A 25,357-nucleotide genomic window follows, 5' to 3' on the forward strand; every position below is an offset into this window, starting at 1 on the left:
ATGCAGATGGGACTGGATTTCAACCTGGTTGAAGAACTGGTGGCCGGCGTCGATGAAGTGGGCCGCGGCCCGCTGTGCGGAGCGGTGGTCACCGCGGCGGTGATTCTCGACCCGCGCCGACCGATCCTCGGCCTGAACGACTCGAAGAAGCTCACCGAGGCCAAGCGCGATGCGCTGTTCGACGAGATCCGCGAAAAGGCCCTGAGCTTCTGCATCGCCCGGGCCGAGGTCGAGGAAATCGACCGACTGAACATCCTCCATGCGACCATGCTGGCCATGCAGCGTGCGGTCGAAGGGTTGCACGTCACGCCGAAGCTGGCACTGATCGATGGCAACCGCTGCCCGAAGCTTTCGGTACCGGCTGCGCCTGTGGTCAAGGGTGACTCGCAGGTGCCGGCGATCGCCGCTGCATCGATCTTGGCCAAGGTCACCCGTGATCGTGAGATGAGTGCGTTCGAGCTGATCTACCCGGGTTACGGGATCGGCGGGCACAAGGGGTATCCGACCCCGGTGCACCTCGAGGCCCTGGCCCGTCTTGGGCCGACGCCCATTCATCGGCGTTCGTTCGCGCCTGTTCGAGCCGCATGGGAAGCCCGTGAAGGCATTTCCACTTCGCTGATCTGATCGGCGCCATTCATCGCGGGGCAAGCCCGCTCCCACGCAGCCGATTCCAGCGCAGGGTTGGCGTGGGAGCGGGCTTGCCCCGCGATGCATTCTGCAACCAACCGCTGACCTCCAGGCGAGGCAAGCGAAGAGCAATACGCTACAATCCCGCCCTTGTCGTTCAGCACTGCTACAGGATCCTCCATGTCGGTCTCCTTCGTTCACCTTCGCGTGCACTCCGAATTCTCCCTGGTCGACGGCCTGGTGCGGATCAAGCCGCTGGCCAAGGCCCTGGCCGGGATGAACATGCCGGCGGTGGCGATCACCGATCAGAGCAACATGTGCTCGCTGGTGAAGTTCTACAAGACCGCCATGGGCGCCGGCATCAAGCCGATCTGCGGCGCCGACCTGTGGCTGGCCGGGGCCGATCCCGATGCGCCGCTGTCGCGCATCTGCTTCCTGGCCATGAACCCCAAGGGCTATCGCAACCTCACCGAGCTGATTTCCCGTGGTTGGACCGACGGCCAGCGCAACGGCCTGGTAATCATCCAGCGCGACTGGATCGCCCCGGCCAGCGAAGGGCTGATCGCCCTGTCCGCAGGCAAGGAAGGCGATATCGGCGCGGCCCTGATGGCCGGACGCCAGGACGAGGCCGAGGCCCTGCTCGGCGACTGGATGGGCATGTTCCCGGATCGTTTCTACGTCGAGCTGCAGCGCACCAATCGCGCCGGTGACGAAGAGTACGTGCACGCCGCCGTGGCCCTGGCCGACAAGCTCGGCGCGCCGCTGGTGGCGACCAACGACGTGCGCTTCATCAAGCAGTCGGACTTCGACGCCCACGAGACCCGCGTCTGTATCGGCGAGGGCTGGACCCTCGACGACCCGCGCCGCCCGCGCGGCTACAGCGATCAGCAGTACCTCAAGTCGCCCGAAGAGATGGCCGAGCTGTTCAGCGACCTGCCGGACGCCATCGCCAACACCGTGGAGATCGCCAAGCGCTGCAACATCACCGTGCAGCTGGGCAAGTACTTCCTCCCCGATTTCCCGACGCCCAACGGCATGGGCATCGACGACTACCTGCGCCATGTCTCCCACGAAGGCCTGGAGGAGCGCCTGGCGGTGCTCTGGCCGAAGGAGACCACGCCCAACTACGAAGAGAAGCGCCAGGTCTACCTGGACCGCCTGAAGTTCGAGCTGGACATCATCATCCAGATGGGCTTCCCCGGTTACTTCCTGATCGTTATGGACTTCATCAAGTGGGCGAAGAACAACGACGTGCCGGTCGGCCCGGGCCGGGGTTCGGGTGCCGGTTCCCTGGTGGCCTATGTACTGAAGATCACCGACCTCGACCCGCTGGCCTATGACCTGCTGTTCGAGCGCTTCCTCAACCCAGAACGTATTTCCATGCCCGACTTCGACGTCGACTTCTGCATGGATGGCCGCGACCGGGTGATCGACTACGTGGCAGAAGCCTATGGCCGCAACGCGGTGAGCCAGATCATCACCTTCGGCACCATGGCCGCCAAGGCGGTGGTGCGCGACGTGGCGCGTGTGCAGGGCAAGTCCTACGGCCTGGCCGACCGCCTGTCGAAGATGATCCCGTTCGAAGTGGGCATGACCCTGGAGAAGGCCTACGAGCAGGAAGAGATCCTGCGCGACTTCCTCAAGGGCGACGAGGATGCCCGCGAGATCTGGGACATGGCCCTCAAGCTCGAGGGTGTTACCCGCGGTACCGGCAAGCACGCCGGTGGCGTGGTGATCGCGCCGACCAAGCTTACCGACTTCTCGCCGATCGCCTGTGACGAAGAGGGCGGCGGCCTGGTGACCCAGTTCGACAAGGACGACGTCGAGGCCGCAGGCCTGGTGAAGTTCGACTTCCTCGGCCTGCGGACCCTGACCATCATCAAGTGGGCGATGGAAATCATCAACCGCGAGCAGGCCAAGAAGAACCTGCCCGACGTCAACATCGACTTCATCCCCCTGGACGACCGCAAGACCTACGAGCTGCTGCAGAAAGCCGAGACCACGGCAGTGTTCCAGCTCGAATCCCGTGGCATGAAGGAGCTGATCAAGAAGCTCAAGCCCGACTGCCTGGAAGACCTCATCGCACTGGTGGCGCTGTTCCGTCCGGGCCCGCTGCAATCGGGCATGGTTGACGACTTCATCAACCGCAAGCACGGTCGGGCAGAGCTGGCCTACCCGCATTCCGACTACCAGTACGAAGGCCTCAAGCCAGTACTCGCGCCTACCTACGGCATCATCCTGTACCAGGAACAGGTGATGCAGATCGCCCAGGTGATGGCCGGCTACACCCTCGGTGGCGCCGACATGCTGCGTCGGGCCATGGGTAAGAAAAAGCCCGAGGAGATGGCCAAGCAGCGCGGTGGTTTCATCGAAGGCTGCGTGGCCAACAACATCGATGCGGACCTGGCCGGTAACATTTTCGACCTGGTAGAAAAATTCGCCGGCTACGGCTTCAACAAATCCCACTCCGCCGCCTACGGCCTGGTGTCATACCAGACCGCCTGGCTGAAGACCCACTACCCGGCGCCGTTCATGGCCGCGGTGCTGTCGGCGGATATGCACAACACCGACAAGGTGGTGGTGCTGGTCGAGGAAGTGCGCAGCATGAAGCTGCGCCTGGACGCGCCGGACGTGAACTTCTCCGACTTCAAGTTCACCGTCAACAATGACGGGCGCATCGTTTATGGCCTGGGCGCGATCAAGGGCGTGGGCGAAGGGCCGGTCGAGGCGATCGTCGAGGCCCGTGCCCAGGGCGGCCCGTTCAAGGACCTGTTCGACTTCTGCGAGCGGATCGATCTCAAGCGGGTCAACAAGCGGACCCTCGACGCGCTGATCCGCAGTGGTGCGCTGGACCGCCTGGGGCCGCACTTCCATGATGAGATCAAGGCTTATCAGGCCAACATCGACATCAACCGTGCAACCTTGCTGTCGGCGCTGGGCGAGGCGGTCAAGGCTGCCGAGCAGGCCGCCCACACCGCGGACAGTGGGCATGTCGATCTGTTTGGCGGCATGTTCGACGAGGCGGATGTCGACGTCTACGCCAACCATCGCAAGGTGCGCGAGCTGACCCTCAAGGAGCGCCTCAAGGGTGAGAAAGACACCCTCGGCCTGTACCTGACCGGCCATCCGATCGACGAATACGAGACCGAGATCCGCCGCTTCGCCCGCCAGCGCATCGTCGACCTCAAGCCGGCGCGGGACACCCAGACCATCGCCGGCATGATCATTGCCCTGCGGGTGATGAAGAACAAGAAGGGTGACAAGATGGGCTTCGTCACCCTGGATGACCGTTCCGGGCGCATCGAGGCCTCGCTGTTCGCCGATGCCTTCATGGGCGCCCAAGCCCTGCTGCAGACCGACGCCATGGTGGTGGTGGAGGGGGAGGTGAGCAACGACGACTTCTCCGGCGGTTTGCGCCTGCGGGTCAAGACCGTGATGACCATGGAGGACGCCCGGACCAAGCTGGCCGAGAGCCTGCGCCTGAAGGTCGGCCACGACGCCCTCAAGGGCGATCGGCTGAAGTGGCTGGGCGAGCTGATCACCCGCCACCGCGGTGGTTGCCCGATCACCCTGGAGTACACCGGCAGCGACGCCAAGGCCATGCTGCAGTTCGGCGACCAGTGGTCGATCGACCCGGCCGATGGGCTGATTCAGGCACTGCGTGACCAGTTCGGGCGTGAGAACGTCTTCCTGCAATACCGTTGAAACGACGCATTTTAATCTCGACCTTTATGCGCCTGATCCCTTAAGGTAGGGCGCCAAACGGATCAACCGGCCGGCCGCCTGGCCGTAGACCCAAGACGGAAGCCTATGAACCCGAATTTCCTCGATTTCGAACAGCCGATTGCCGACCTGCAAGCCAAGATCGAAGAGCTGCGCCTGGTGGGCAACGACAACTCGCTGAACATCAGCGATGAAATTGCCCGTCTGCAGGACAAGAGCAGCACCCTGACCGAGAGCATCTTCGGCAACCTGACCAGCTGGCAGATCGCCCGCCTGGCCCGTCACCCGCGCCGTCCGTACACCCTCGACTACATCGACCACATCTTCACCGAGTTCGAGGAGCTGCACGGCGACCGTCACTTCGCCGACGACGCTGCGATTGTCGGTGGCACCGCGCGCCTGAACGACAAGCCGGTCATGGTCATCGGTCACCAGAAGGGCCGTGAAGTACGCGAGAAGGTACGCCGCAACTTCGGCATGCCGCGTCCTGAAGGCTACCGCAAGGCCTGCCGCCTGATGGAAATGGCCGAGCGCTTCAAGATGCCGATCCTGACCTTCATCGACACCCCGGGCGCCTATCCGGGCATCGACGCCGAAGAGCGCAACCAGAGCGAGGCTATCGCCTGGAACCTGCGCGTGATGGCGCGCCTGAAGACGCCGATCATCGCCACCGTGATCGGTGAGGGTGGTTCCGGCGGCGCACTGGCCATCGGCGTGTGCGACCAGCTGAACATGCTGCAGTACTCCACCTACTCGGTGATCTCGCCGGAAGGTTGCGCCTCGATCCTGTGGAAGACCGCCGACAAGGCCGCCGACGCGGCTGAAGCGATGGGCATCACCGCCGAGCGCCTGAAGAGCCTGAACATCGTCGACAAGGTCATCCCGGAGCCGCTGGGCGGCGCCCACCGTGATCCGGCGAAGATGGCGGCAAGCGTTCGCGCCGACCTGATCGAACAGCTGGACATGCTCGGCAAGCTCGACAACGACGCGCTGCTCAAGCGCCGTTACGATCGCCTGATGAGCTACGGCCTCTGATCGTAGTCTGACGCCCTCGATCGCGGGGCAAGCCCGCTCCCACGTTCTGTAGCGTGGGAGCGGGCTTGCCCCGCGATGCGATTTGAAGAGGGACTACTATGCTCGACCTCACTGCGCAACTCTCTCCCTGGCTCAACGCCCCGGCATGGTACGTCGCCTTCTCCGGCGGCCTGGACTCCACCGTCCTCCTGCACCAGCTCGCCGAATATTCCCGCCACCATTCAACGCCGCCCCTGCGCGCCATCCATGTCCATCACGGCCTGCAAGCCGCCGCCGATACCTGGCCCGATCACTGCCGAGCGGTGTGCGCCGCCCTGGGTGTCGAACTCGATGTGGTCCCTGTCCAGGTCGCTCCCGGCGCCAGCCTCGAACAGGCGGCCCGCAATGCCCGCTACGGCGCCTTCGAAAAACGGCTGGGCGCAGGCGAAGTGCTGTTCACCGGCCAGCACCGTGACGATCAGGCCGAAACCCTGTTGTTCCGCCTATTGCGCGGTGCCGGCCTGCGTGGTCTGTCTGCCATGCCGCAACAGCGGCCGCTGGGCCAGGGCAGCCTGGTGCGGCCGTTGCTGGGGCTGTCGCGCCAGCAGTTGCAGGCTTACGCCGACAGGCACGGGCTGGTATGGGTCGACGACCCTTCCAACAGCGACACCACCTTCGCTCGCAACTTCCTCCGTGGCGAGGTTTTCCCGATGCTGCGCCAGCGCTGGCCCCAGGCCGAAGCCAATCTGGCGCGCAGCGCGGAACACCTGGGCGAGGCGCTGGACCTGCTGGACGAACTGGCCGCCAGCGACCTGGCACACGCCTGCGACAACGCGCCGCTGCCCTGGTCTGGATTGGATTCTCTGAGCCTTGCGGCACTCACCGCGCTAACCCCGGCGCGCCAGCGCAATGCCTTGCAGTTCTGGCTCAGCCAGCGCACCCGCCTGCCTGACAGCCGCCACTGGGCCGGCTGGAACGATCTGCGCGACGCGGCGGCCGATGCCTGTCCGGTCTGGTGTCTGACCGACGGCGAACTGCATCGCAGCCATGGACATATCTGGTGGCTGAGTGGCGATTGGCTGGCTGTGGTGTCGGGTGATTACCCCTGGCTGGACGGCGCGCAACCGTTGCGCCTGCCGGGCAATGGCAGTGTCCGCCTGATGTCGGACTCGCCGGGTAAAGGCCTGCACATCCGCTACCGCCAGGGCGGTGAGATCATGCAACTGCCTGGCCGCGGTCGGCGCGATCTCAAGCGCCTGCTCAATGAACTGCAGGTCCCGCACTTCGTGCGCCCGCGCCTGCCGTTGCTGTATCGCGGCGAGCAGTTGCTGGCGGTGGCCAACCTGCCCGAGCTGGCGCAGGCGGATTGCCAGTTGCACTGGCAGCCGCCGACGAACGTGCAAGGTTTGAGCTGAAGGGTACATTCAGGTAGACTACCCTCCCTTCTTGATACAGCTTCTGTGGGTTGCGCAAAAACACAGGAGTTGCCGATTACCAAGCAGTTTTTTGCTGGGCTGATTTCTTAAAATGACGAGCGAGCTCCATGCCGGGGATACCCCTGGTCTGTACAGACGCGGCAGTTTTTCGAGATGCACTGTGATTGACGCAGGTGATCGGGGGCTTCGGCCTTCCTTCGCTTTCTCCGGCGGCGCTGGCCGCCTTAACGCAGACTTCTAGGGTTTTTCATGACGCGCTACATATTCGTCACGGGCGGTGTTGTTTCTTCATTGGGGAAAGGCATTGCCTCGGCTTCCCTGGCGGCCATCCTGGAAGCGCGGGGGCTCAAAGTCACCATGCTCAAGCTGGACCCGTACATCAACGTCGACCCGGGCACCATGAGCCCGTTCCAGCACGGTGAAGTATTCGTCACCCATGACGGCGCCGAGACCGACCTCGACCTGGGCCACTACGAGCGGTTCATCCGCACCACGATGACCCAGAACAACAACTTCACCACCGGCCGTATCTACGAGCACGTGCTGCGCAAGGAGCGCCGTGGTGATTACCTGGGCGCGACCATCCAGGTCATTCCGCACATCACCGACGAGATCAAGCGCCGCATCATCAAGGGCGCCGGCGATGCCGACGTCGCGCTGGTCGAGATCGGCGGCACCGTGGGTGACATCGAGTCGCAACCGTTCCTCGAGGCGATCCGCCAGCTGCGCGTCGAAGTGGGCTCCAAGCGCGCCATGCTGATGCACCTGACCCTGGTCCCGTACATCGCCACCGCCGGCGAGACCAAGACCAAGCCGACCCAGCACTCGGTCAAGGAACTGCGCTCCATCGGCCTGCAGCCTGACGTGCTGATCTGCCGCTCCGACCACCCGGTCGATGCCTCGTCGCGTCGCAAGATCGCGCTGTTCACCAACGTCGAAGAACGTGCGGTGATCTCGCTGGAAGACGTCGACACCATCTACAAGATCCCAGGCGTACTGCACGCCCAGGGCCTGGACGACTTCGTCGTCGAGCGCTTCGGCCTGCAGTGCAACAGCGCCGACCTGTCCGAGTGGGACAAGGTCGTCGACGCCAAGCTCAACCCTGAGCAGGAAGTGACCATCGCCATGGTCGGCAAGTACATGGAGCTGCTGGACGCGTACAAGTCGCTGATCGAAGCGATGAGCCACGCCGGCATTACCAACCGTACCAAGGTCAACCTGCGCTACATCGACTCCGAAGACATCGAGAACCAGGGCACCAGCCTGCTCGAAGGCGCCGATGCCATCCTGGTCCCGGGCGGTTTCGGCCTGCGCGGCGTGGAAGGCAAGATCACCGCGGTGCAGTATGCCCGTGAGAACAAGGTCCCGTACCTGGGCATCTGCCTCGGCATGCAGGTGGCCGTGATCGAGTTCGCCCGCAACGTGATGGGCTGGAAAGACGCCAACTCCACCGAGTTCGACCGCAACAGCGGCCACCCGGTCGTCGGCCTGATCACCGAGTGGGCCGATGCCACCGGCGCGGTCGAGACCCGTACCGAAGCCTCCGACCTGGGCGGCACCATGCGCCTGGGCGCCCAGGACTGCCAGCTGGCGGCCGGCTCCAAGGTTCACGACTGCTACGGCAAGGACGTGATCACCGAGCGTCATCGTCACCGCTACGAGGTCAACAACAACCTGCTGCCGCAGCTGGTCGACGCTGGCCTGGTGGTTTCCGGCCGTTCCGAGGACGGCGCGCTGGTCGAAGTGGTCGAGTCCAAGGATCACCCATGGTTCGTCGCTTGCCAGTTCCACCCGGAATTCACCTCGACCCCGCGTGACGGCCACCCGCTGTTCAGCGGCTTCGTCAAGGCTGCCCTGGCACAGAAGAACAAGGCCTGATCCATGACTCAGAAGATCATTCGCGTCGGTAACATCGAGATCGCCAACGACAAGCCGTTCGTCCTGTTCGGCGGCATGAACGTCCTGGAGTCCCGTGACCTGGCCCTGAAGGTCTGCGAGGAGTACGTACGGGTGACCGAGAAGCTCGGCATCCCGTACGTGTTCAAGGCCAGCTTCGACAAGGCCAACCGTTCGTCGGTCAACTCGTACCGCGGCCCCGGCATGGAAGAAGGCCTGAAGATCTTCGAGGAGATCAAGCAGACCTTCAACGTGCCGGTGATCACCGATGTGCACGAGCCCTACCAATGCGAGCCGGTGGCCAAGGTGTGCGACATCATCCAGCTGCCGGCCTTCCTGTCGCGCCAGACCGACCTGGTCGTGGCGATGGCCAAGACCGGTGCCGTGATCAACATCAAGAAGGCGCAGTTCCTGGCGCCCCACGAGATGAAGCACATCCTCGCCAAATGCGTCGAGGCCGGCAACGACCAGCTCATCCTCTGTGAGCGCGGTTCGAGCTTCGGCTACAACAACCTGGTCGTGGACATGCTCGGCTTCGGCATCATGAAGCAGTTCGAGTACCCGGTGTTCTTCGACGTGACCCACTCGCTGCAGACCCCGGGTGGTCGCGCAGACTCCGCCGGCGGCCGTCGCGCCCAGGTCACCGACCTGGCCAAGGCCGGCATGAGCCAGGGCCTGGCAGGCCTGTTCCTCGAGGCCCATCCGGATCCGGACAACGCCAAGTGCGACGGTCCGTGCGCCCTGCGCCTGGACAAGCTGGAGCCGTTCCTGGCCCAGCTCAAGCAACTGGACGACCTGGTGAAAAGTTTTCCGACGGTAGAAACCGCGTAAAGCTCGTTTCTCGGGTAAAGTACCGCCCGTTCCACCCCTGACCTTTCGGTCAGGGGCTCCCTTCGCCAGGCCTGCCCGTGCCATGTCGCCTGGTGAACGGCAAGAATTCCCAAAAGCTGCGTTGTTTTCGTCAATTCTGGAGTGCTTACAACAATGGCAAAGATCGTCGACATCAAAGGTCGTGAAGTTCTCGATTCGCGTGGCAACCCCACCGTGGAAGCCGATGTACTGCTCGACAACGGCATCATCGGCAGCGCCTGCGCGCCGTCGGGTGCTTCCACTGGCTCGCGCGAAGCGCTGGAGCTGCGTGATGGCGACAAGAGCCGTTACCTGGGCAAGGGCGTGCTGAAGGCCGTCGGCAACATCAACGGCCCGATCCGCGACCTGCTGCTGGGCAAGGACCCGGCCGACCAGAAAGCCCTGGACCGTGCCATGATCGAGCTGGACGGTACCGAGAACAAGGCCAAGCTGGGCGCCAACGCCATTCTCGCCGTGTCCCTGGCCGCCGCCAAGGCCGCCGCCCAGGACCTGGACCTGCCGCTGTACGCCCACATCGCCAACCTCAATGGCACCCCGGGCCAGTACTCCATGCCGGTGCCGATGATGAACATCATCAACGGCGGCGAGCACGCCGACAACAACGTCGACATCCAGGAGTTCATGGTGCAGCCGGTCGGCGCCAAGACCTTCTCCGACGGCCTGCGCATGGGCACCGAGATCTTCCACCACCTCAAGGCCGTGCTGAAGGCCCGTGGCCTGAACACCGCCGTCGGTGACGAAGGCGGCTTCGCGCCGAACCTGGCTTCCAACGAAGATGCCCTGGCAGCCATTGCCGAAGCCGTCGAGAAGGCCGGCTACAAGCTGGGCACCGACGTGACCCTGGCCCTGGACTGCGCGGCTTCCGAGTTCTATGAAGACGGCAAGTACAACCTGTCCGGCGAAGGCAAGTCGTTCGACGCCGAAGGTTTCGCCGACTACCTCAAGGGCCTGACCGAGCGCTTCCCGATCATCTCGATCGAAGATGGCCTGGACGAGTCCGACTGGGCTGGCTGGAAGATCCTGACCGACAAGATCGGTGCCAAGGTGCAACTGGTCGGCGACGACCTGTTCGTGACCAACACCAAGATCCTCAAGGAAGGCATCGAGAAGGGCATCGGCAACTCGATCCTGATCAAGTTCAACCAGATCGGCTCGCTGACCGAGACCCTGGAAGCCATTCAGATGGCCAAGGCCGCCGGCTACACCGCGGTGATCTCGCACCGTTCCGGTGAAACCGAAGACTCGACCATCGCCGACCTGGCCGTGGGTACCGCTGCTGGCCAGATCAAGACCGGTTCGCTGTGCCGTTCCGACCGCGTCAGCAAGTACAACCAACTGCTGCGCATCGAAGAGCAACTGGGCGCCAAGGCTGTATATCGCGGCCGTGCCGAGTTTCGCGGCTGAGCAAGAGATGGTAAAAAGGCAGCAGCCGGGGCCGGCTGAACGTTCGCACTGATCGTTCGGTCGTTTCCACGGGTTTCTGTCGACGAAGCCTGGCCTCGGCCAGGCTTCGTGCTATCGGAAGCTCGCTGCGGCGGCCTTTTTTACCCTGGATATCTTCATGCGCAGTCCCTATTGGTTGTTCCTCGTCCTGCTCCTGCTGCTCGGCGGCCTGCAATATCGCCTTTGGGTAGGCAATGGCAGCCTGGCGCAAGTGACCGAACTCAAGCAGCAGATCGCCGACCAGCATGCGGAAAACGAGCGCCTGCTGGAGCGTAATCGCGTGCTCGACGCTGAAGTCCTGGAGTTGAAGAAAGGTATGGAGACCGTGGAAGAACGGGCTCGTCATGAACTGGGGATGGTCAAGGAGGGCGAAACCCTCTACCAGCTGCCGCAGAAATGACAAACCAACTGCCGGCCTTCTGGGCCGTGATTCCCGCCGCGGGCGTTGGTGCCCGCATGGCTGCCGACCGTCCCAAGCAGTACCTGCAACTGGGCGGGCAGACGATTCTCGAGCACAGCCTCGACTGTTTCCTCGACCATCCCATGCTCAAGGGCGTGGTGGTCAGCATTGCCGAACAAGACCCTTACTGGCCCGGGCTGCGTTGCGCCAGCGATCCGCGCATCCAGCGCGCCCCGGGCGGCCGTGAGCGCGCCGATTCGGTGCTCAACGCGCTGTTGCTGCTGCACGCCCAGGGCGCATCGGATGACGATTGGGTGCTGGTGCACGACGCCGCGCGGCCGAACCTGGCGCGCAGCGATCTGGACAAGTTGCTGTCAGCTCTGGCTGAAGATCCCGTCGGCGGATTGCTCGCCGTTCCCGCCCGGGACACGCTCAAGCGTGCCGACGGCGAGGGCAGGGTGGCGGCCACGGTCGATCGCAGTACCGTCTGGCAGGCCTATACCCCGCAGATGTTCCGCCTGGGCATGCTGCACCGGGCGCTGGCCGAGTGCCTGGTGTCCGATGTGGCGGTCACCGACGAGTCATCGGCCATCGAGTGGGCCGGGTATGCGCCGCGCCTGGTCGAAGGGCGCAGCGACAACATCAAGGTGACCCGCCCGGAAGACCTGGAGTGGCTGCGCCAGCGGTGGGCCGGGCGACGCTGATCTCATGCCCTTGTGGTGTTCTCTGCCTCTTCGCGGGTAAACCCGCTCCCACAGGTGTAGCGCCGAGCTTGAGGGCTGTGTTGTACCTGTGTTGGAGACCTTGAGGCTGGTGCCATCCCTGTGGGAGCGGGTTTACCCGCGAAGAGGCCGGAAAGTGGGGCACATAGGGTTCATGTACCCCGATATTCCGGCAACTGCGCCAACCCTTCCTTCAGGTAATCGACCAACCTGCGCACCTTCGGCGACAGATGCCGCTGCTGCGGATACAGCGCCCACACCGCCGTATTAGGTGGCTGATGCCCCTCCAGCAACGACACCAGCGTCCCGCTGTGCAAATGCTCGAGCACGTAGTAGTCCGGTAACTGGCACAAGCCCATGCCTTGCAGCGCCGCATCCAGCACCGCCTGGCCGCTGTTGCAGCGCCAGTTGCCCTGCACCCGCTGGCTGATCTCGCGCCCCTCCTGCTGCAGCGCCCACAGGTCCGAACTGCCGACCAGGCAGTTGTGCCGCGCCAGCTCCGACAGGCTGTGCGGCCGCCCATAGCGCTCCAGGTAGGCTGGCGACGCGCACAGGTACATGCGCCGCGGCGCCAGGCGCGTGGCCACCAGTCGCGAATCCTGCAGGCGCCCCAGGCGAATCGCCAGGTCCATGCCTTCATGCAACAGGTCGAGGGTGCGGTTGCTCAGTTCCACGTCGACCCGCAACTGTGGGTACTGGGCCATGAAGCGCGTCACCAGCGGCACGATGAAGCGTTCGCCATAGGCCACCGCGCAGGTCATGCGCAGCAGGCCCTTGGGTTCGCTGGCCAGGTCGCCCATGGCCCGCAGCGCCTCCTCGCGGCCATCCTGCAGGCGCTGGCAGTGCTGGAGAAAGGTCTGCCCGGCTTCGCTCAGGGTCACCCGCCGGGTGCTGCGGTACAGCAAACGCGTCTGCAGGCGTTCCTCCAGGCGGGCGATCTGCCGGCTGATGTGCGAGGACGACACCCCAAGGTGTTCGGCGGCGGCGGTGAACTGTCCCGATTCGGCCACCGCGACGAACTCGTCGATGCCTTCCCAGCGGCTGCTCATGGATTATCCCTGTATGGCAATAATGTTTTGTGAGTGACTGGATTATTCATCAAAAGGCGGTGAATTACACTGCAAGCCAGCAACCCTTACCTTTTCTGGAGACCTTTGATGATCAAGTCCCGCGCCGCCGTCGCCTTCGAGGCCAAGAAACCCCTGGAAATCGTCGAAGTGGACGTGGCCATGCCCAAGGCCGGCGAAGTGCTGCTGCGCGTTGTCGCCTCCGGTGTCTGCCACACCGACGCCTACACCCTGTCCGGCGCCGACCCGGAAGGCATTTTCCCGTCGATCCTCGGCCACGAAGGCGGGGCGATTGTCGAAGCAGTAGGCGAGGGCGTCACCTCGGTAGCGGTCGGCGACCATGTGATCCCGCTGTACACCCCGGAATGCGGCAAGTGCAAATTCTGCCTGTCGGGCAAGACCAACCTGTGCCAGGCCATTCGCGCCACCCAGGGCAAAGGCCTGATGCCCGACGGCACCACCCGCTTCAGCTACAAGGGGCAGCAGCTGTTCCACTACATGGGCACCTCGACCTTCTCCGAGTACACCGTGCTGCCGGAAATCTCGGTGGCCAAGATCCAGAAGGAAGCCCCGCTGGAGAAGGTCTGCCTGCTCGGTTGCGGCGTGACCACCGGTATTGGCGCGGTACTCAACACCGCCAAGGTCAAGCCGGGTGACACCGTGGCCATCTTCGGCCTCGGCGGCATCGGTCTGTCGGCAGTGATCGGCGCGGTCAAGGCCAAGGCTTCGCGCATCATCGCCATCGACATCAACCCGGCCAAGTTCGAGATCGCCCGCCAGCTGGGCGCCACCGACTGCATCAACCCGAAAGACTACGACCGCCCGATCCAGGAAGTGATCGTCGACCTCACCGACGGTGGCGTCGATTTCTCCTTCGAGTGCATCGGCAACGTGCAACTGATGCGTGCGGCGTTGGAGTGCTGCCACAAGGGCTGGGGCGAGTCGGTGATCATCGGCGTGGCCGGTGCCGGCCAGGAAATCGCCACCCGTCCGTTCCAGCTGGTCACCGGTCGCGTCTGGCGGGGTTCGGCCTTCGGCGGCGTGCGGGGTCGCAGCGAGCTGCCAAGCTACGTCGAGATGTCCGAGAAGGGCGAGATCCCGCTGGACACCTTCATCACCCACACCATGGGCCTGGAGGACATCAACAAGGCCTTCGACCTGATGCATGAAGGCAAGAGCATCCGCAGCGTGATCCACTTCTGAGGGCCTCGCCATGACCCTGGAAAACCTCTCCTGCCAGAAGAGCTTCGGCGGCTGGCACAAGCGGTACCGGCACAGCTCCAAGGTGCTCGGCTGCGACATGGTGTTCGCCGTCTACCTGCCGCCCCAGGCCGAGCAGGGCGAGAAGCTGCCGGTGCTGTACTGGCTCAGCGGGCTGACCTGCACCGACGAGAACTTCATGCAGAAGGCCGGCGCCCAGCGCCTGGCCGCGGAGCTCGGGCTGATCATCGTCGCCCCGGACACCAGCCCGCGTGGCGAGCAGGTGCCGGGCGATCCGGATGGCGCCTGGGACTTCGGCCTGGGTGCGGGGTTCTACCTCAACGCCACCCAGCAGCCCTGGGCTCAGCATTACCGGATGCACGACTATGTGGTGGAGGAGTTGCCGGCCCTGATCGAGGCGCACTTCCCGGCGTCCGACCAGCGCAGCATCAGTGGTCATTCCATGGGCGGCCATGGCGCGCTGGTCTGCGCCCTGCGCAACCCCGGGCGCTACCGTTCGGTGTCGGCGTTCTCGCCGATCAGCAACCCGATGGATTGCCCCTGGGGCGAGAAGGCGTTTTCCCGCTACCTGGGCGAGGACCGTGCGCGCTGGCGCGAGTGGGACGCCAGCGTGCTGCTGGCCGAGGCCGGGCAGTGCCCGGCGTTGCTGGTGGACCAGGGCGATCGCGATGACTTCCTCGACAAGCAGCTCAAGCCGCAAGCCTTGGAGCAGGCAGCGCGCAAGGGTGGCCACGCGCTGACCCTGCGCCTGCAGCCGGGCTATGACCACAGCTACTACTTCATCGCCAGCTTCATCGAGGAACACCTGCGTCATCATGCGGTGGCGTTGGGCCGGGGCTGACCTAACAGCAGGGTGTTGGCTTTTTCGCGGGTAAACCCGCTCCCACAGGGTATCTGCAGCCCTCGGCTTGCAGCGTTCCTTGTGGGAGCGGGTTCACCCGCGAAGGGCTGCACAGCAGCCCCAATACCGCATGAAAGCAGGTAGAATCACGCCCTGACTCAATCAGGGCGTTTTTCTATGCGTATTGGCCACGGCTACGATGTCCACCGTTTCTGCGACGGTGATTTCATTACCTTGGGCGGGGTGCGTATCCCCCACAAGTTCGGCCTGCTGGCCCACTCCGACGGTGACGTGCTGCTGCACGCCCTGAGCGATGCCTTGCTCGGCGCTGCGGCGCTGGGCGACATCGGCAAGCATTTCCCCGATACCGACCCGCAGTTCAAGGGCGCCGACAGCCGCGTGCTGCTGCGCCACGTGGTCGCCGTCGTGCGCGACAAGGGCTGGAAGGTCGGCAACGTCGACGCCACCATCGTCGCCCAGGCGCCGAAGATGGCCCCGCATATCGAGACCATGCGCCAGCAGATCGCCGCAGACCTGCAGGTCGAACTCGACCAGGTCAACGTCAAGGCCACCACCGAAGAAAAGCTGGGCTTCACCGGCCGCGAGGAGGGCATCGCCGTGCACGCGGTCGCCCTGCTGCTGCCAGCATGACCGAACTCGAACTGCTGGGCCCACGGGCCTCGGGCGAAGCCTTGGGCACCGCAGTGCTCAAGGCGGTAGCCGAAGACTTCCAGGTCGATGAAGTCCTCGATATCCCGCTGTCCGGCCAGGGCGAGCATCTGTGGCTGTGGGTCGAGAAGCGTGACCTCAACACCGAGGAGGCGGCCCGCCGCCTGGCCCGCGCCGCCGGCGTGCCGGTGCGCGCCATCAGCTATGCCGGCCTCAAGGACCGCCAGGCCCTGACACGTCAGTGGTTCAGCCTGCACCTGCCGGGCAAGGCCGACCCCGACCTGTCCCGCGCCGAGGACGACACCCTGCGGGTGCTCAAGCAGGTGCGCCACCAGCGCAAGCTGCAGCGTGGCGCGCATTCGGCCAATGGCTTCACCCTGCGCCTGACCGCCCTGCAGGCTGACCGCCCGGCCCTCGATGCCCGCCTGGAACAACTCAAGCTGCAGGGCGTGCCCAATTACTTCGGCAGCCAGCGCTTCGGCCATGGCGGTGGCAACGTGCACGACGCCCAGGACTGGGCCGCCCGCCAGGCGCTACCCGAGCAGCGCAATGTGCGCTCGCGGCTGCTGTCGGCCGGGCGCAGCTACCTGTTCAACCAGGTGCTGGCCGCCCGGGTGGCCGATGGCAGCTGGCAGCGCGCCCAGGTCGGCGACCTGCTGGCGTTCACCGACAGCCGCAGTTTCTTCCCGGCGGGGGAGGCCGAGTGCAGCGACCCGCGCCTGGCCATTCTCGACCTGCACCCCACCGGCCCGCTGTGGGGCGAGGGGCCATCGCCGTGCGCCGGCGCGACCCAGGCGCTCGAGAGCGAAGTCGCCGCCCGCCATCCGGCGTTGTGCCAATGGCTGGCGCGAGCGGGCATGGATCACGAACGGCGCATCCTGCGGCTCCCTATTGGGCGTCTGTCGTGGCATTATCCCGAGCCTGATATCCTGCAACTGGAATTCGTCCTTCCGGCCGGATGCTTCGCCACCGTAGTGGTGCGCGAACTCGTCGATCTGGTGCCGGCAGGGCAGACGGACAGCCCATGCGTATTCTGATTTCGAATGACGACGGTGTTACCGCACCCGGCATCGCCGCGCTGCATGAAGCGTTGGTTGATTACGCCGAGTGCGTGGTGATTGCCCCGGATCAAGACAAGAGCGGCGCCGGCAGTTCGCTGACGCTCGACCGGCCGCTGCACCCGCAGACCCTGGCCAACGGCTTCATCAGCCTCAACGGCACGCCCACCGACTGCGTGCACCTGGGGCTCAACGGCCTGCTGCCGGAAACCCCCGACATGGTGGTGTCCGGCATCAACCTGGGCGCCAACCTGGGGGATGACGTGCTGTATTCCGGCACGGTCGCCGCCGCGCTGGAAGGGCGTTTCCTCGGCGGCACCTCGCTGGCGTTTTCGCTCTTGTCGCGCCTGCCCGACAATCTGCCGACCGCCGCCTACATCGCCCGGCGCCTGGTCGAGGCGCAGTCGCGCCTGGAGCTGCCGCCGCGCACCGTGCTCAATGTCAACATCCCTAATCTGCCGCTGGAGCATATCCGCGGCATCCAGCTCACCCGCCTGGGGCACCGGGCGCGTGCCGCGGCGCCGACCAAGGTGGTCAACCCGCGCGGCAAGGAAGGCTACTGGATCGCCGTGGCCGGCGATGCCGAGGACGGCGGGCCGGGCACCGATTTCCATGCGGTGATGCAAGGCTACGTGTCGATCACGCCGTTGCAGCTGGACCGCACCTTCAACGATGCCTTCGAGCGCCTCGACGGCTGGCTGGAGGGCGTGCTCTGATGCGCGAACAGGACGATCTGCAGCGTCGTGGCATCGGCATGACCTCCCAGCGCACCCGGGAGCGGCTGATCCAGCGGCTCTACGAAGAAGGCGTGTCGAACGCCAAGGTGCTCGAGGCCATTCGCCGTACCCCGCGTCACCTGTTCGTCGATGAAGCCCTGGCCCATCGTGCCTACGAGGACACGGCGCTGCCGATCGGCCACAACCAGACGATCTCCCAGCCGTTCATGGTCGCGCACATGAGCGAGCTGTTGCTGGAGGCCGGGCCCCTGGACAAGGTGCTGGAGATCGGCACCGGCTCGGGCTACCAGACGGCGATCCTGGCCCAACTGGTAGAACGGGTGTTTTCGGTTGAGCGGATCAAGGTCCTGCAGGACCGGGCCAAGGAGCGCCTGGTGGAGCTCAACCTGCGTAACGTGGTGTTCCGCTGGGGCGACGGCTGCGAAGGTTGGCCGGCGCTGGCGCCGTACAACGGCATCATCGTCACCGCGGTCGCCCCGGAGGTGCCCCAGGCACTGCTCGACCAGCTGGCGCCGGGTGGACGCATGGTTATCCCGGTCGGGCCAGCGGGGGAGACCCAGCAACTGATGCTGATCGTGCGCGAAGAACATGGCTTCTCGCGCCGGGTGCTCGGGGCCGTTCGCTTCGTGCCCCTGCTCAACGGCCCGCTGGCCTGAGCGGCGCAACGGAATATTTGCGCCGGCGACGAATTCTTGCGCCTGGCCCCTGTCTATCTGGCGTGGCGTTTTTCGTACACCGATCAGGCCAATTGCGAGTCACCCCTGGCGGGGTGGCTCGGTTATAATTGAAATAATATTGCATTTTGTATCGTCATTATTTGACAGCATGAGGGGAGCGCGGGTGGGTCACACAGGCATGCGGCAGCGCAAGGAACGGTCGGTATTGAAGCTTCTGGTGATTGCGCTGGCCATGGGGACCCTGCTGGCTGGCTGTTCCAGCACCAGCTCCAACGGCGCCCGCGTGGTCGACCGCAACAACGCCGCGCCCAAGCGCCCGACCGTCACCTCGGGGCAGTACATCGTCAAACCCGGCGACACGCTGTTCTCCATCGCCTTCCGCTATGGCTGGGACTACAAGGAGCTGGCGGCGCGCAACAACATTCCCGCCCCCTACACCATCCGCCCGGGCCAGCCTATTCGTTTCAGCAGCGGCGCAGGGGGTAGCACCACGGTTGTCAGCAGCCCTTCTTCGTCGAGCAAGACCACCGTCATCCGCCGACCGGTCGCGACCACCGCGCCGGCGACCAGCAATGGCAAAAGTGCCACTACTGCCTCTTCCACCACCTCGCAAACGGTTGCCCAGGTGCCCGCCGCAGAGCGCGCCGTCGGCGGTTGGACGTGGCCGGCGAACGGCGTGTTGATTGGTAAATTCGCTTCAAACGGTAGTTTGAATAAAGGCATTGATATCGCCGGTGATTTGGGACAGCCTGTTTTTGCTGCGTCTGATGGAGCGGTGGTCTACGCCGGCAGTGGCTTGAGGGGCTATGGCGAGCTCATCATCATCAAACACAGCGATACCTACGTCAGTGCCTACGGTCACAACCGCAGGCTTTTGGTTCGGGAGGGGCAGCAGGTCAAGGCAGGGCAGACGATCGCAGAAATGGGGTCCACGGGCACTGATCGGGTGAAGCTGCATTTCGAGATTCGCCGCCAGGGCAAACCCGTCGATCCTCTCCAGTTCCTGCCACGCCGTTGATCATTGTCCCGGCCTGTTCCTTGGATGTAGAGGGGACAGGCTCCAGCGCTGCCATGGAAGGGTGACGCTCGAGTCTGAGTTCGAACTCAGCAAAGGACTATAACAATGGCTCTCAGTAAAGAAGTGCCGGAGTTTGACATCGACGATGACCTCCTTCTCATGGAGACTGGCATCGTTTTGGAAACGGATGTGGTGTCAGACGAACCTGCTGTACCTTCGGTTCGGACCAAGTCGAAACAGGGCGCGTCGCTCAAGCAGCACAAGTACATCGACTACAGTCGCGCACTTGATGCCACTCAACTGTATCTCAATGAAATCGGCTTCTCGCCCCTGCTTTCGCCAGAGGAAGAAGTGCATTTCGCGCGCCTGTCGCAAAAAGGCGACCCGGCCGGTCGCAAGCGCATGATCGAAAGCAACCTGCGCCTGGTGGTCAAGATCGCCCGCCGTTACGTCAATCGTGGCCTGTCGTTGCTCGACCTGATCGAGGAAGGCAACCTGGGCCTGATCCGTGCGGTGGAGAAATTCGACCCCGAGCGGGGCTTCCGCTTCTCTACCTACGCGACCTGGTGGATCCGCCAGACCATCGAGCGGGCGATCATGAACCAGACCCGCACCATTCGCCTGCCGATCCACGTGGTCAAGGAGCTCAACGTCTACCTGCGCGCTGCCCGCGAGTTGACGCAGAAGCTCGACCACGAGCCGTCGCCGGAAGAGATCGCCAGCCTGCTGGAGAAACCGGTGGCCGAGGTCAAGCGCATGCTCGGCCTGAACGAGCGGGTGTCCTCGGTGGATGTCTCGCTCGGCCCTGACTCCGACAAGACGCTGCTCGACACGCTCACCGACGATCGCCCCACCGATCCGTGCGAACTGCTGCAGGATGATGACCTGTCGCAGAGCATCGACCAGTGGCTGGGCGAGCTGACCGACAAGCAGCGCGAGGTGGTGGTGCGGCGTTTCGGCCTGCGTGGGCATGAAAGCAGCACCCTCGAGGATGTCGGCCTGGAGATCGGCCTGACCCGCGAGCGTGTGCGGCAGATCCAGGTCGAAGGCCTCAAGCGCCTGCGCGAGATTCTCGAGAAGAACGGCCTGTCCAGCGAGTCGCTGTTCCAGTAGTCACTGACGTGCACAAGGCAAACGCCCCGACTTGTTCGGGGCGTTTGCGTTTTTAGCGCAGAAGCCAATTTCATTGGCCGATCTGACGCCATCGCGGGGCAAGCCCGCTCCCACGCTGCTTTTCGGGGCTGGACACGAAACCTGTAGGAGCGGGCTTGCCCCGCGAAGGCGTCCTCACTCCCAACCCCATAGCCTGCCACCTGCGAAGTAATTATTTCTCCACCCTCGTAGCATCGCGTGTAAGCATTCGCTTACTCGTCATGTAAGCGATCGCTGTAGGGATCAGTAAATCAATGTCGTTTCCAGTGGCGTACTTTTTCTAACTATATGAAATATTTGAACTTTCTAAATATCAAAAGATGTGTCGCCTGAATCATCCTGAGATATTCGCCGCTTGTTCCGTACCGAGGAATCGCTAGTATTCGAACTGTGTCAAGGGACAGACACAGGCCTTCAAGGATGACGGCCAGGGACATCGCAGGACGCGATTCATCAGGATGATGATTGGGACATACAGGGACTACGGAAAAAATGTGGGCGGGTCAAACCGCCCCTTTTTTTTGCCCGTCGGAAATGAAAAAAGGCCCTTTCGGGCCTTTTTCGCAACTGGGCGCGATCAGCGCTCCAGGTCGGCAATCTTGCCCGTCTTGCCGTCCCACTCTTCGGCGTCCGGCAGGGCGTCTTTCTTCTCGGTGATGTTCGGCCAGATCTCCGCCAGCTCGGCGTTCAGCTCGATGAAGTTCTCCATGCCGGACGGCACTTCGTCTTCCGAGAAAATCGCCTGGGCCGGGCACTCCGGCTCGCACAGCGCACAGTCGATGCACTCGTCCGGGTGAATCACCAGGAAGTTCGGGCCTTCGTAGAAGCAGTCCACCGGACAGACTTCCACGCAGTCGGTGTACTTGCATTTGATGCAGTTGTCGGTGACGACGAAGGTCATTTCTAATTCTCTCCTCAGGCGACGGCAGCTTGCCCTTCCTTACCAGGGCAGCGCGGTTCACGGTGCTGGCTGCAGGCCAGGCTAATAACCTGCAGTGCTCGCAAACCGCGCCGGATTCTACCAGCTTGCGCGGTGGGCCGTTATAACAGGTTTTTCAGTTGATATAGCATTTCGATAGCTTGGCGCGGCGTCATGTCGTCCAGGTCCAGCTTGCCCAGCTTCTCGATGGCCGGGTGTGGCAGGCTGGCGAACAGGTCGCTCTGGTGCGGCACGTGAGGCATGTTGTCGCGCGATGGCGTGACCGGCGCCTCATGGGGCAGGCTGGCGGTTTCCAGTCGGCCGAGGTGCTCGCGGGCGCGCTGGATCACCGCCGCCGGCACGCCCGCCAGCTGCGCCACGGCCAGGCCGTAGCTCTGGCTCGCCGGGCCCGGCAGGACGTGGTGCAGGAATACGATGCGTTCGTTGTGCTCGGTGGCGTTCAGGTGCACGTTGGCCACCAGCGGTTCGCTGTCCGGCAGCACGGTCAGTTCGAAGTAGTGGGTGGCGAACAGCGTGTAGGCGCGCAGCTGGGCCAGGCGCTCGGCGGCGGCCCAGGCCAGCGACAGGCCATCGAAGGTACTGGTGCCGCGGCCGACCTCGTCCATCAGCACCAGGCTGCGGTCGGTGGCGTTGTGCAGGATGTTGGCGGTCTCGCTCATCTCGACCATGAAGGTCGAACGCCCGCCGGCCAGGTCGTCGCTGGAGCCGATACGGGTGAAGATGCGGTCGACCGGCGACAGTTCGCAGGCGGCGGCCGGGACGAAGCTGCCGATATGGGCCATCAGCACGATCAGGGCGGTCTGGCGCATGTAGGTAGACTTACCGCCCATGTTCGGGCCGGTGATGATCAGCATGCGCGTGCTGTTGTCCAGGCCCAGGTCGTTGGCCACGAACGGCGTGGTCAGCACCTGCTCGACCACCGGGTGACGGCCCTGCTCGATGCGCAGGCACGGCTCTTCGACGAAGCTTGGGCAGTTCAGGTCCAGGTTCAGGGCGCGCTCGGCCAGGTTGCTCAGCACATCCAGCTCGGCCAGGGCGGCGGCGCTGTCCTGCAGTGGCGCCAGGTGCTCGATCAGGGTTTCGAGCAGGGCGTCGTAGAGCATCTTCTCGCGGGCCAGGGCGCGGCTCTTGGCCGACAGCGCCTTGTCCTCGAACGCCTTGAGCTCGGGGGTGATGAAGCGTTCGGCCCCTTTGAGCGTCTGCCGGCGGATGTAGTCGACCGGCGCCTGCTCGGCCTGCTTGGTCGGCAGCTCGATGAAGTAGCCGTGCACGCGGTTGTAGCCGACCTTGAGGTTGGCCAGGCCCGTGCGGGCCTTCTCGCGGGCTTCCAGGTCGATGAGGAACTGGCCGGCGTTCTCGCTGATCGCCAGCAGCTCGTCCAGCTCGCTGTCGTAACCGGTCTTGAGCACGCCACCGTCGCGGATCACTGCCGGCGGGTTGTCGATGATCGCCCGCTCCAGCAGGCCGGCCAGTTCCGGGTAGGTGCCGGTGATCGCGGCCAGGCGTGCCAGGTGCGGCGCCTCCAACTCGGCCATGGCGTTCTGCAGCTCGGGCAGGGCGCCAAGGGCGTCGCGCAGGCGCGCCAGGTCACGCGGACGGGCGTTGCGCAGGCCGATCCGCGCGAGGATCCGCTCGATGTCACCGATTTCCTTGAGCTGCGGCTGCAGCTTCTCGAAACGGTAGCCGTCGAGCAGGCAGCGGATCGAGTCCTGGCGGGCCTTGAGCACCTTCAGGTCGCGCAGCGGACGGTTCAGCCAGCGGGTCAGCAGGCGGCTGGCCATGGCGGTCTGGCAACGGTCGATGACCGATTGCAGGGTGTTGTCGCGGCCACCGGCCAGGTTGATGTCCAGCTCCAGATTGCGGCGGCTGGCGGCATCGAGGATGACCGTGTCGTCCATGCGCTCGTGGCGCAGGCTGCGCAGGTGCGGCAGGGCGGTGCGCTGGGTTTCCTTGGCGTAGGTCAGCAGGCAGCCGGCGGCGCCGATGGCCAGGGTCAGCTTGTCGCAGCCAAAGCCCTTGAGGTCCTGGGTGGCGAACTGCTGGCAGAGGCTCTTGCGCGCCGTGTCGCGGTCGAAGTCCCATGGTGCGCGACGGCGGGCGCCGGGGCGCTTTTCGGCCGGCAGGCCCTGCGGCCAGTCGTCGGGGATCAGCAGTTCCACCGGGTTGATGCGCTCGAGCTCGGCCAGCAGGTTCTCCCAGCCCTTGATCTCCTGCACGCTGAAGTTGCCGCTGGTGATGTCCAGCACCGCCAGGCCGAACAGGCGCTCGTCACCGAGCAGGGCGGCGATCAGGTTGTCGCGGCGCTCGTCGAGCAAGGCCTCGTCGCTGATCGTGCCCGGGGTGATGATGCGCACCACCTGGCGTTCCACCGGGCCCTTGCTGGTGGCCGGGTCGCCGATCTGCTCGCAGATCACCACCGATTCGCCGAGCTTGACCAGCTTGGCCAGGTAGCCTTCCAGCGAGTGGAACGGAATCCCGCACATGGGAATCGACTGGCCCGCCGACTGCCCGCGGGCGGTCAGGGTGATATCCAGCAGTTTCGCGGCTTTCTTCGCATCTTCGTAGAAGATCTCGTAGAAATCGCCCATGCGGTAGAACATCAGCTGGTCCGGGTGCTGGTTCTTCAGCTTCCAGTACTGCTGCATCATCGGGGTGTGTGCGGAGAGGTCAGACATTCAGGGCCTTACAGCGGGTGGTCTGGTGGCAAATTTCGAAACCGCTAATGGTACAGGCTTTTTCCGGTCGACGCAGGCCGGATGGGTGGGGCAAATCTGCGCAGGTTGACTGTTGCAGGGGCCATTGCATTTTCGCTTCCACGGTTGCATTATGCGCATTATGCAAAAACGCAACGTAGCCTCCGTACTCAGAGAACTGCTCGCCCGCCACGGCCTGTCCCCCACAGAGCTGCATCGGCGCACGGGCGTGCCTCAATCCACCCTGTCGCGGATTCTCAGCGAGAAGATCGTCGATCCTTCGGACAAGCACGTCTCGAAGATCGCCGAGTACTTCGGCGTGAGCACCGACCAGTTGCGCGGCCGTGTCGAACTGGGCGAGTCCCGTGACGCGGCCCCGCTCGCCCAGGGCCATGCGGCCCTGAGCGATATCAGCCTGTGGGACGATGAAACTCCCGTCGAGGACGACGAGGTGTCCGTTCCTTTTCTTCGTGAGGTCGAGTTGGCAGCAGGATCAGGAAGATTCGTCATCGAGGAAAGCGAGAATGCTCGCTTGCGCTTCGGCAAACGCAGCCTGCGCCACAATGGCGTGCAGTTCGACAACGCCAAGTGCGTGACGGTACGCGGCAACAGCATGCTGCCGGTGCTGCGCGATGGCGCCACGGTCGGGGTCAATACCGGTAAAAGCACCATCGGCGACATCATCGACGGTGACCTTTACGCCATCAACCACAATGGCCAGCTGCGGGTGAAACAGGTGTACCGCCTGCCTACCGGCATTCGCCTGCGCAGCTTCAACCGCGACGAGCACCCCGACGAGGACTACAGCTTCCAGCAGATGCAGGAAGAACAGATCAGCCTTCTTGGCCACGTCTTCTGGTGGGGCATGTACGCCCGTTGATCCCCAGCCCTCGATAAAAACCCGCCTCGGCGGGTTTTTTTTCGTCCTCAGAAAAGCCCTACACCCACGTCCGATCAGGCCTCCATGCATAGAAGCAAAAGCTGATGCATAAAATTTTGAATTTGTGCATTGACTGCATATGCATGAATGCATAAAATGTATCCCAAGCCGGACGCAAACCGGTTGAGATACAGGCAGCGATGAACAGGCCTCGACTGTTCAGAGGGTTGGCAACTGGCCCGGGTGTGCAGCGTAAAGCACCACGATCAGTTA

The 25,357-nt window shown here is 64.0% G+C and carries 21 protein-coding genes; 18 read left to right on the forward strand and 3 right to left on the reverse strand.

Features of this window, described 5'->3' with window-relative positions; all coding sequences use genetic code 11:
- From rnhB to ispD, 9 genes are all read left to right on the forward strand, one after another.
- Complete coding sequence (gene rnhB / locus K2O50_RS05945) at window positions 1-624, forward strand: ribonuclease HII (protein ID WP_050704417.1); 624 nt, start codon at window positions 1-3, stop codon at window positions 622-624.
- 183 nt (window positions 625-807) lie between these two features.
- Window positions 808-4,332 (forward strand): DNA polymerase III subunit alpha, encoded by a 3,525-nt coding sequence (gene dnaE / locus K2O50_RS05950; RefSeq protein WP_050704418.1) that lies wholly within the window; start codon window positions 808-810, stop codon window positions 4,330-4,332.
- Window positions 4,333-4,437: 105 nt separating this feature from the next.
- Complete coding sequence (locus K2O50_RS05955; protein WP_050704419.1) at window positions 4,438-5,385, forward strand: acetyl-CoA carboxylase carboxyltransferase subunit alpha; 948 nt, start codon at window positions 4,438-4,440, stop codon at window positions 5,383-5,385.
- Between the two features lie 98 nt (window positions 5,386-5,483).
- Window positions 5,484-6,779 (forward strand): tRNA lysidine(34) synthetase TilS, encoded by a 1,296-nt coding sequence (gene tilS / locus K2O50_RS05960; RefSeq protein WP_050704420.1) that lies wholly within the window; start codon window positions 5,484-5,486, stop codon window positions 6,777-6,779.
- A 270-nt stretch (window positions 6,780-7,049) separates the two neighbouring features.
- Window positions 7,050-8,678 (forward strand): CTP synthase, encoded by a 1,629-nt coding sequence (locus K2O50_RS05965; protein WP_050704421.1) that lies wholly within the window; start codon window positions 7,050-7,052, stop codon window positions 8,676-8,678.
- 3 nt (window positions 8,679-8,681) lie between these two features.
- The gene (gene kdsA, locus K2O50_RS05970) at window positions 8,682-9,527 is read left to right on the forward strand and encodes a 3-deoxy-8-phosphooctulonate synthase (RefSeq protein ID WP_028690660.1); all 846 of its coding nucleotides are present in this window, start codon (window positions 8,682-8,684) and stop codon (window positions 9,525-9,527) included.
- A gap of 153 nt (window positions 9,528-9,680) precedes the next feature.
- On the forward strand, window positions 9,681-10,970 hold the full coding sequence (eno, locus tag K2O50_RS05975) for a phosphopyruvate hydratase (protein WP_050704422.1): 1,290 nt from the start codon (window positions 9,681-9,683) through the stop codon (window positions 10,968-10,970).
- 157 nt (window positions 10,971-11,127) lie between these two features.
- The gene (gene ftsB / locus K2O50_RS05980; RefSeq protein ID WP_011535259.1) at window positions 11,128-11,409 is read left to right on the forward strand and encodes a cell division protein FtsB; all 282 of its coding nucleotides are present in this window, start codon (window positions 11,128-11,130) and stop codon (window positions 11,407-11,409) included.
- Window positions 11,406-12,113, forward strand: coding sequence for a 2-C-methyl-D-erythritol 4-phosphate cytidylyltransferase (gene ispD, locus K2O50_RS05985; protein ID WP_050704423.1), 708 nt, complete (start codon window positions 11,406-11,408; stop codon window positions 12,111-12,113). The genes ftsB and ispD overlap by 4 nt, the downstream gene beginning before the upstream one ends.
- A gap of 170 nt (window positions 12,114-12,283) precedes the next feature.
- Here ispD and K2O50_RS05990 read toward each other — a convergent pair whose 3' ends face one another.
- Window positions 12,284-13,180: a LysR substrate-binding domain-containing protein gene (locus tag K2O50_RS05990; protein WP_050704424.1), complete on the reverse strand. Its 897-nt coding sequence runs from the start codon at window positions 13,178-13,180 to the stop codon at window positions 12,284-12,286.
- Between the two features lie 108 nt (window positions 13,181-13,288).
- Here K2O50_RS05990 and K2O50_RS05995 point away from each other — a divergent pair, with 108 nt between their 5' ends.
- The 8 genes from K2O50_RS05995 (at window position 13,289) to rpoS (ending at window position 20,532) form a co-directional block, all read left to right on the forward strand.
- Window positions 13,289-14,401, forward strand: coding sequence for an S-(hydroxymethyl)glutathione dehydrogenase/class III alcohol dehydrogenase (locus tag K2O50_RS05995; protein ID WP_016712915.1), 1,113 nt, complete (start codon window positions 13,289-13,291; stop codon window positions 14,399-14,401).
- A gap of 10 nt (window positions 14,402-14,411) precedes the next feature.
- A complete protein-coding gene (gene fghA / locus K2O50_RS06000; RefSeq protein ID WP_050704425.1) occupies window positions 14,412-15,260 on the forward strand; it encodes an S-formylglutathione hydrolase in 849 nt (282 codons plus the stop codon).
- Between the two features lie 177 nt (window positions 15,261-15,437).
- On the forward strand, window positions 15,438-15,911 hold the full coding sequence (gene ispF / locus K2O50_RS06005) for a 2-C-methyl-D-erythritol 2,4-cyclodiphosphate synthase (RefSeq protein ID WP_028690655.1): 474 nt from the start codon (window positions 15,438-15,440) through the stop codon (window positions 15,909-15,911).
- Window positions 15,908-16,966, forward strand: coding sequence for a tRNA pseudouridine(13) synthase TruD (gene truD / locus K2O50_RS06010; RefSeq protein ID WP_050704426.1), 1,059 nt, complete (start codon window positions 15,908-15,910; stop codon window positions 16,964-16,966). The genes ispF and truD overlap by 4 nt, the downstream gene beginning before the upstream one ends.
- Entirely contained in the window at window positions 16,954-17,703 is a 750-nt protein-coding gene (gene surE, locus K2O50_RS06015) for a 5'/3'-nucleotidase SurE (protein WP_050704427.1), read from the forward strand. Before truD ends, surE begins: the two co-directional genes overlap by 13 nt.
- Window positions 17,704-17,741: 38 nt before the next feature.
- Window positions 17,742-18,380 carry a protein-L-isoaspartate(D-aspartate) O-methyltransferase gene (locus K2O50_RS06020; protein WP_162175259.1) on the forward strand — a complete coding sequence of 213 codons (639 nt, stop codon included), beginning with the start codon at window positions 17,742-17,744 and terminating at the stop codon, window positions 18,378-18,380.
- Window positions 18,381-18,564: 184 nt separating this feature from the next.
- On the forward strand, window positions 18,565-19,419 hold the full coding sequence (locus K2O50_RS06025) for a peptidoglycan DD-metalloendopeptidase family protein (RefSeq protein WP_050704428.1): 855 nt from the start codon (window positions 18,565-18,567) through the stop codon (window positions 19,417-19,419).
- A 105-nt stretch (window positions 19,420-19,524) separates the two neighbouring features.
- Entirely contained in the window at window positions 19,525-20,532 is a 1,008-nt protein-coding gene (gene rpoS / locus K2O50_RS06030; RefSeq protein WP_011535249.1) for an RNA polymerase sigma factor RpoS, read from the forward strand.
- A gap of 616 nt (window positions 20,533-21,148) precedes the next feature.
- Here rpoS and fdxA read toward each other — a convergent pair.
- Together fdxA and mutS are read right to left on the reverse strand one after the other, a co-directional pair.
- Window positions 21,149-21,472, reverse strand: coding sequence for a ferredoxin FdxA (fdxA, locus tag K2O50_RS06035; RefSeq protein ID WP_050704429.1), 324 nt, complete (start codon window positions 21,470-21,472; stop codon window positions 21,149-21,151).
- A gap of 140 nt (window positions 21,473-21,612) precedes the next feature.
- Window positions 21,613-24,186 carry a DNA mismatch repair protein MutS gene (mutS, locus tag K2O50_RS06040; protein ID WP_050704430.1) on the reverse strand — a complete coding sequence of 858 codons (2,574 nt, stop codon included), beginning with the start codon at window positions 24,184-24,186 and terminating at the stop codon, window positions 21,613-21,615.
- A gap of 151 nt (window positions 24,187-24,337) precedes the next feature.
- Between mutS and K2O50_RS06045 the strand changes: the two genes are divergently transcribed.
- Window positions 24,338-25,084, forward strand: a complete 747-nt coding sequence (locus tag K2O50_RS06045; RefSeq protein WP_082337656.1) for an XRE family transcriptional regulator — start codon at window positions 24,338-24,340, stop codon at window positions 25,082-25,084.
- Window positions 25,085-25,357 lie beyond the last annotated feature (273 nt).

The organism is Pseudomonas sp. 2hn (assembly GCF_019646095.1).
In the GTDB taxonomy this organism is placed as follows: Bacteria; Pseudomonadota; Gammaproteobacteria; order Pseudomonadales; family Pseudomonadaceae; genus Aquipseudomonas; species Aquipseudomonas peradeniyensis.

What these genes read in the sequence shown, in the direction of transcription:
- kdsA (WP_028690660.1), top strand. Translation starts at nt 8,682, where the DNA reads ATGACTCAGAAGATCATTCGCGTCGGTAACATCGAGATCGCCAACGAC.
- K2O50_RS05965 (WP_050704421.1), top strand. Translation starts at nt 7,050, where the DNA reads ATGACGCGCTACATATTCGTCACGGGCGGTGTTGTTTCTTCATTGGGG.
- ftsB (WP_011535259.1), top strand. Translation starts at nt 11,128, where the DNA reads ATGCGCAGTCCCTATTGGTTGTTCCTCGTCCTGCTCCTGCTGCTCGGC.
- tilS (WP_050704420.1), top strand. Translation starts at nt 5,484, where the DNA reads ATGCTCGACCTCACTGCGCAACTCTCTCCCTGGCTCAACGCCCCGGCA.
- fdxA (WP_050704429.1), bottom strand. Translation starts at nt 21,472, where the DNA reads ATGACCTTCGTCGTCACCGACAACTGCATCAAATGCAAGTACACCGAC.
- fghA (WP_050704425.1), top strand. Translation starts at nt 14,412, where the DNA reads ATGACCCTGGAAAACCTCTCCTGCCAGAAGAGCTTCGGCGGCTGGCAC.
- dnaE (WP_050704418.1), top strand. Translation starts at nt 808, where the DNA reads ATGTCGGTCTCCTTCGTTCACCTTCGCGTGCACTCCGAATTCTCCCTG.
- surE (WP_050704427.1), top strand. Translation starts at nt 16,954, where the DNA reads ATGCGTATTCTGATTTCGAATGACGACGGTGTTACCGCACCCGGCATC.
- eno (WP_050704422.1), top strand. Translation starts at nt 9,681, where the DNA reads ATGGCAAAGATCGTCGACATCAAAGGTCGTGAAGTTCTCGATTCGCGT.
- truD (WP_050704426.1), top strand. Translation starts at nt 15,908, where the DNA reads ATGACCGAACTCGAACTGCTGGGCCCACGGGCCTCGGGCGAAGCCTTG.
- K2O50_RS05955 (WP_050704419.1), top strand. Translation starts at nt 4,438, where the DNA reads ATGAACCCGAATTTCCTCGATTTCGAACAGCCGATTGCCGACCTGCAA.
- K2O50_RS05995 (WP_016712915.1), top strand. Translation starts at nt 13,289, where the DNA reads ATGATCAAGTCCCGCGCCGCCGTCGCCTTCGAGGCCAAGAAACCCCTG.
- ispF (WP_028690655.1), top strand. Translation starts at nt 15,438, where the DNA reads ATGCGTATTGGCCACGGCTACGATGTCCACCGTTTCTGCGACGGTGAT.
- K2O50_RS05990 (WP_050704424.1), bottom strand. Translation starts at nt 13,180, where the DNA reads ATGAGCAGCCGCTGGGAAGGCATCGACGAGTTCGTCGCGGTGGCCGAA.
- K2O50_RS06020 (WP_162175259.1), top strand. Translation starts at nt 17,742, where the DNA reads ATGACCTCCCAGCGCACCCGGGAGCGGCTGATCCAGCGGCTCTACGAA.
- rpoS (WP_011535249.1), top strand. Translation starts at nt 19,525, where the DNA reads ATGGCTCTCAGTAAAGAAGTGCCGGAGTTTGACATCGACGATGACCTC.
- rnhB (WP_050704417.1), top strand. Translation starts at nt 1, where the DNA reads ATGCAGATGGGACTGGATTTCAACCTGGTTGAAGAACTGGTGGCCGGC.
- ispD (WP_050704423.1), top strand. Translation starts at nt 11,406, where the DNA reads ATGACAAACCAACTGCCGGCCTTCTGGGCCGTGATTCCCGCCGCGGGC.
- K2O50_RS06045 (WP_082337656.1), top strand. Translation starts at nt 24,338, where the DNA reads ATGCGCATTATGCAAAAACGCAACGTAGCCTCCGTACTCAGAGAACTG.
- mutS (WP_050704430.1), bottom strand. Translation starts at nt 24,186, where the DNA reads ATGTCTGACCTCTCCGCACACACCCCGATGATGCAGCAGTACTGGAAG.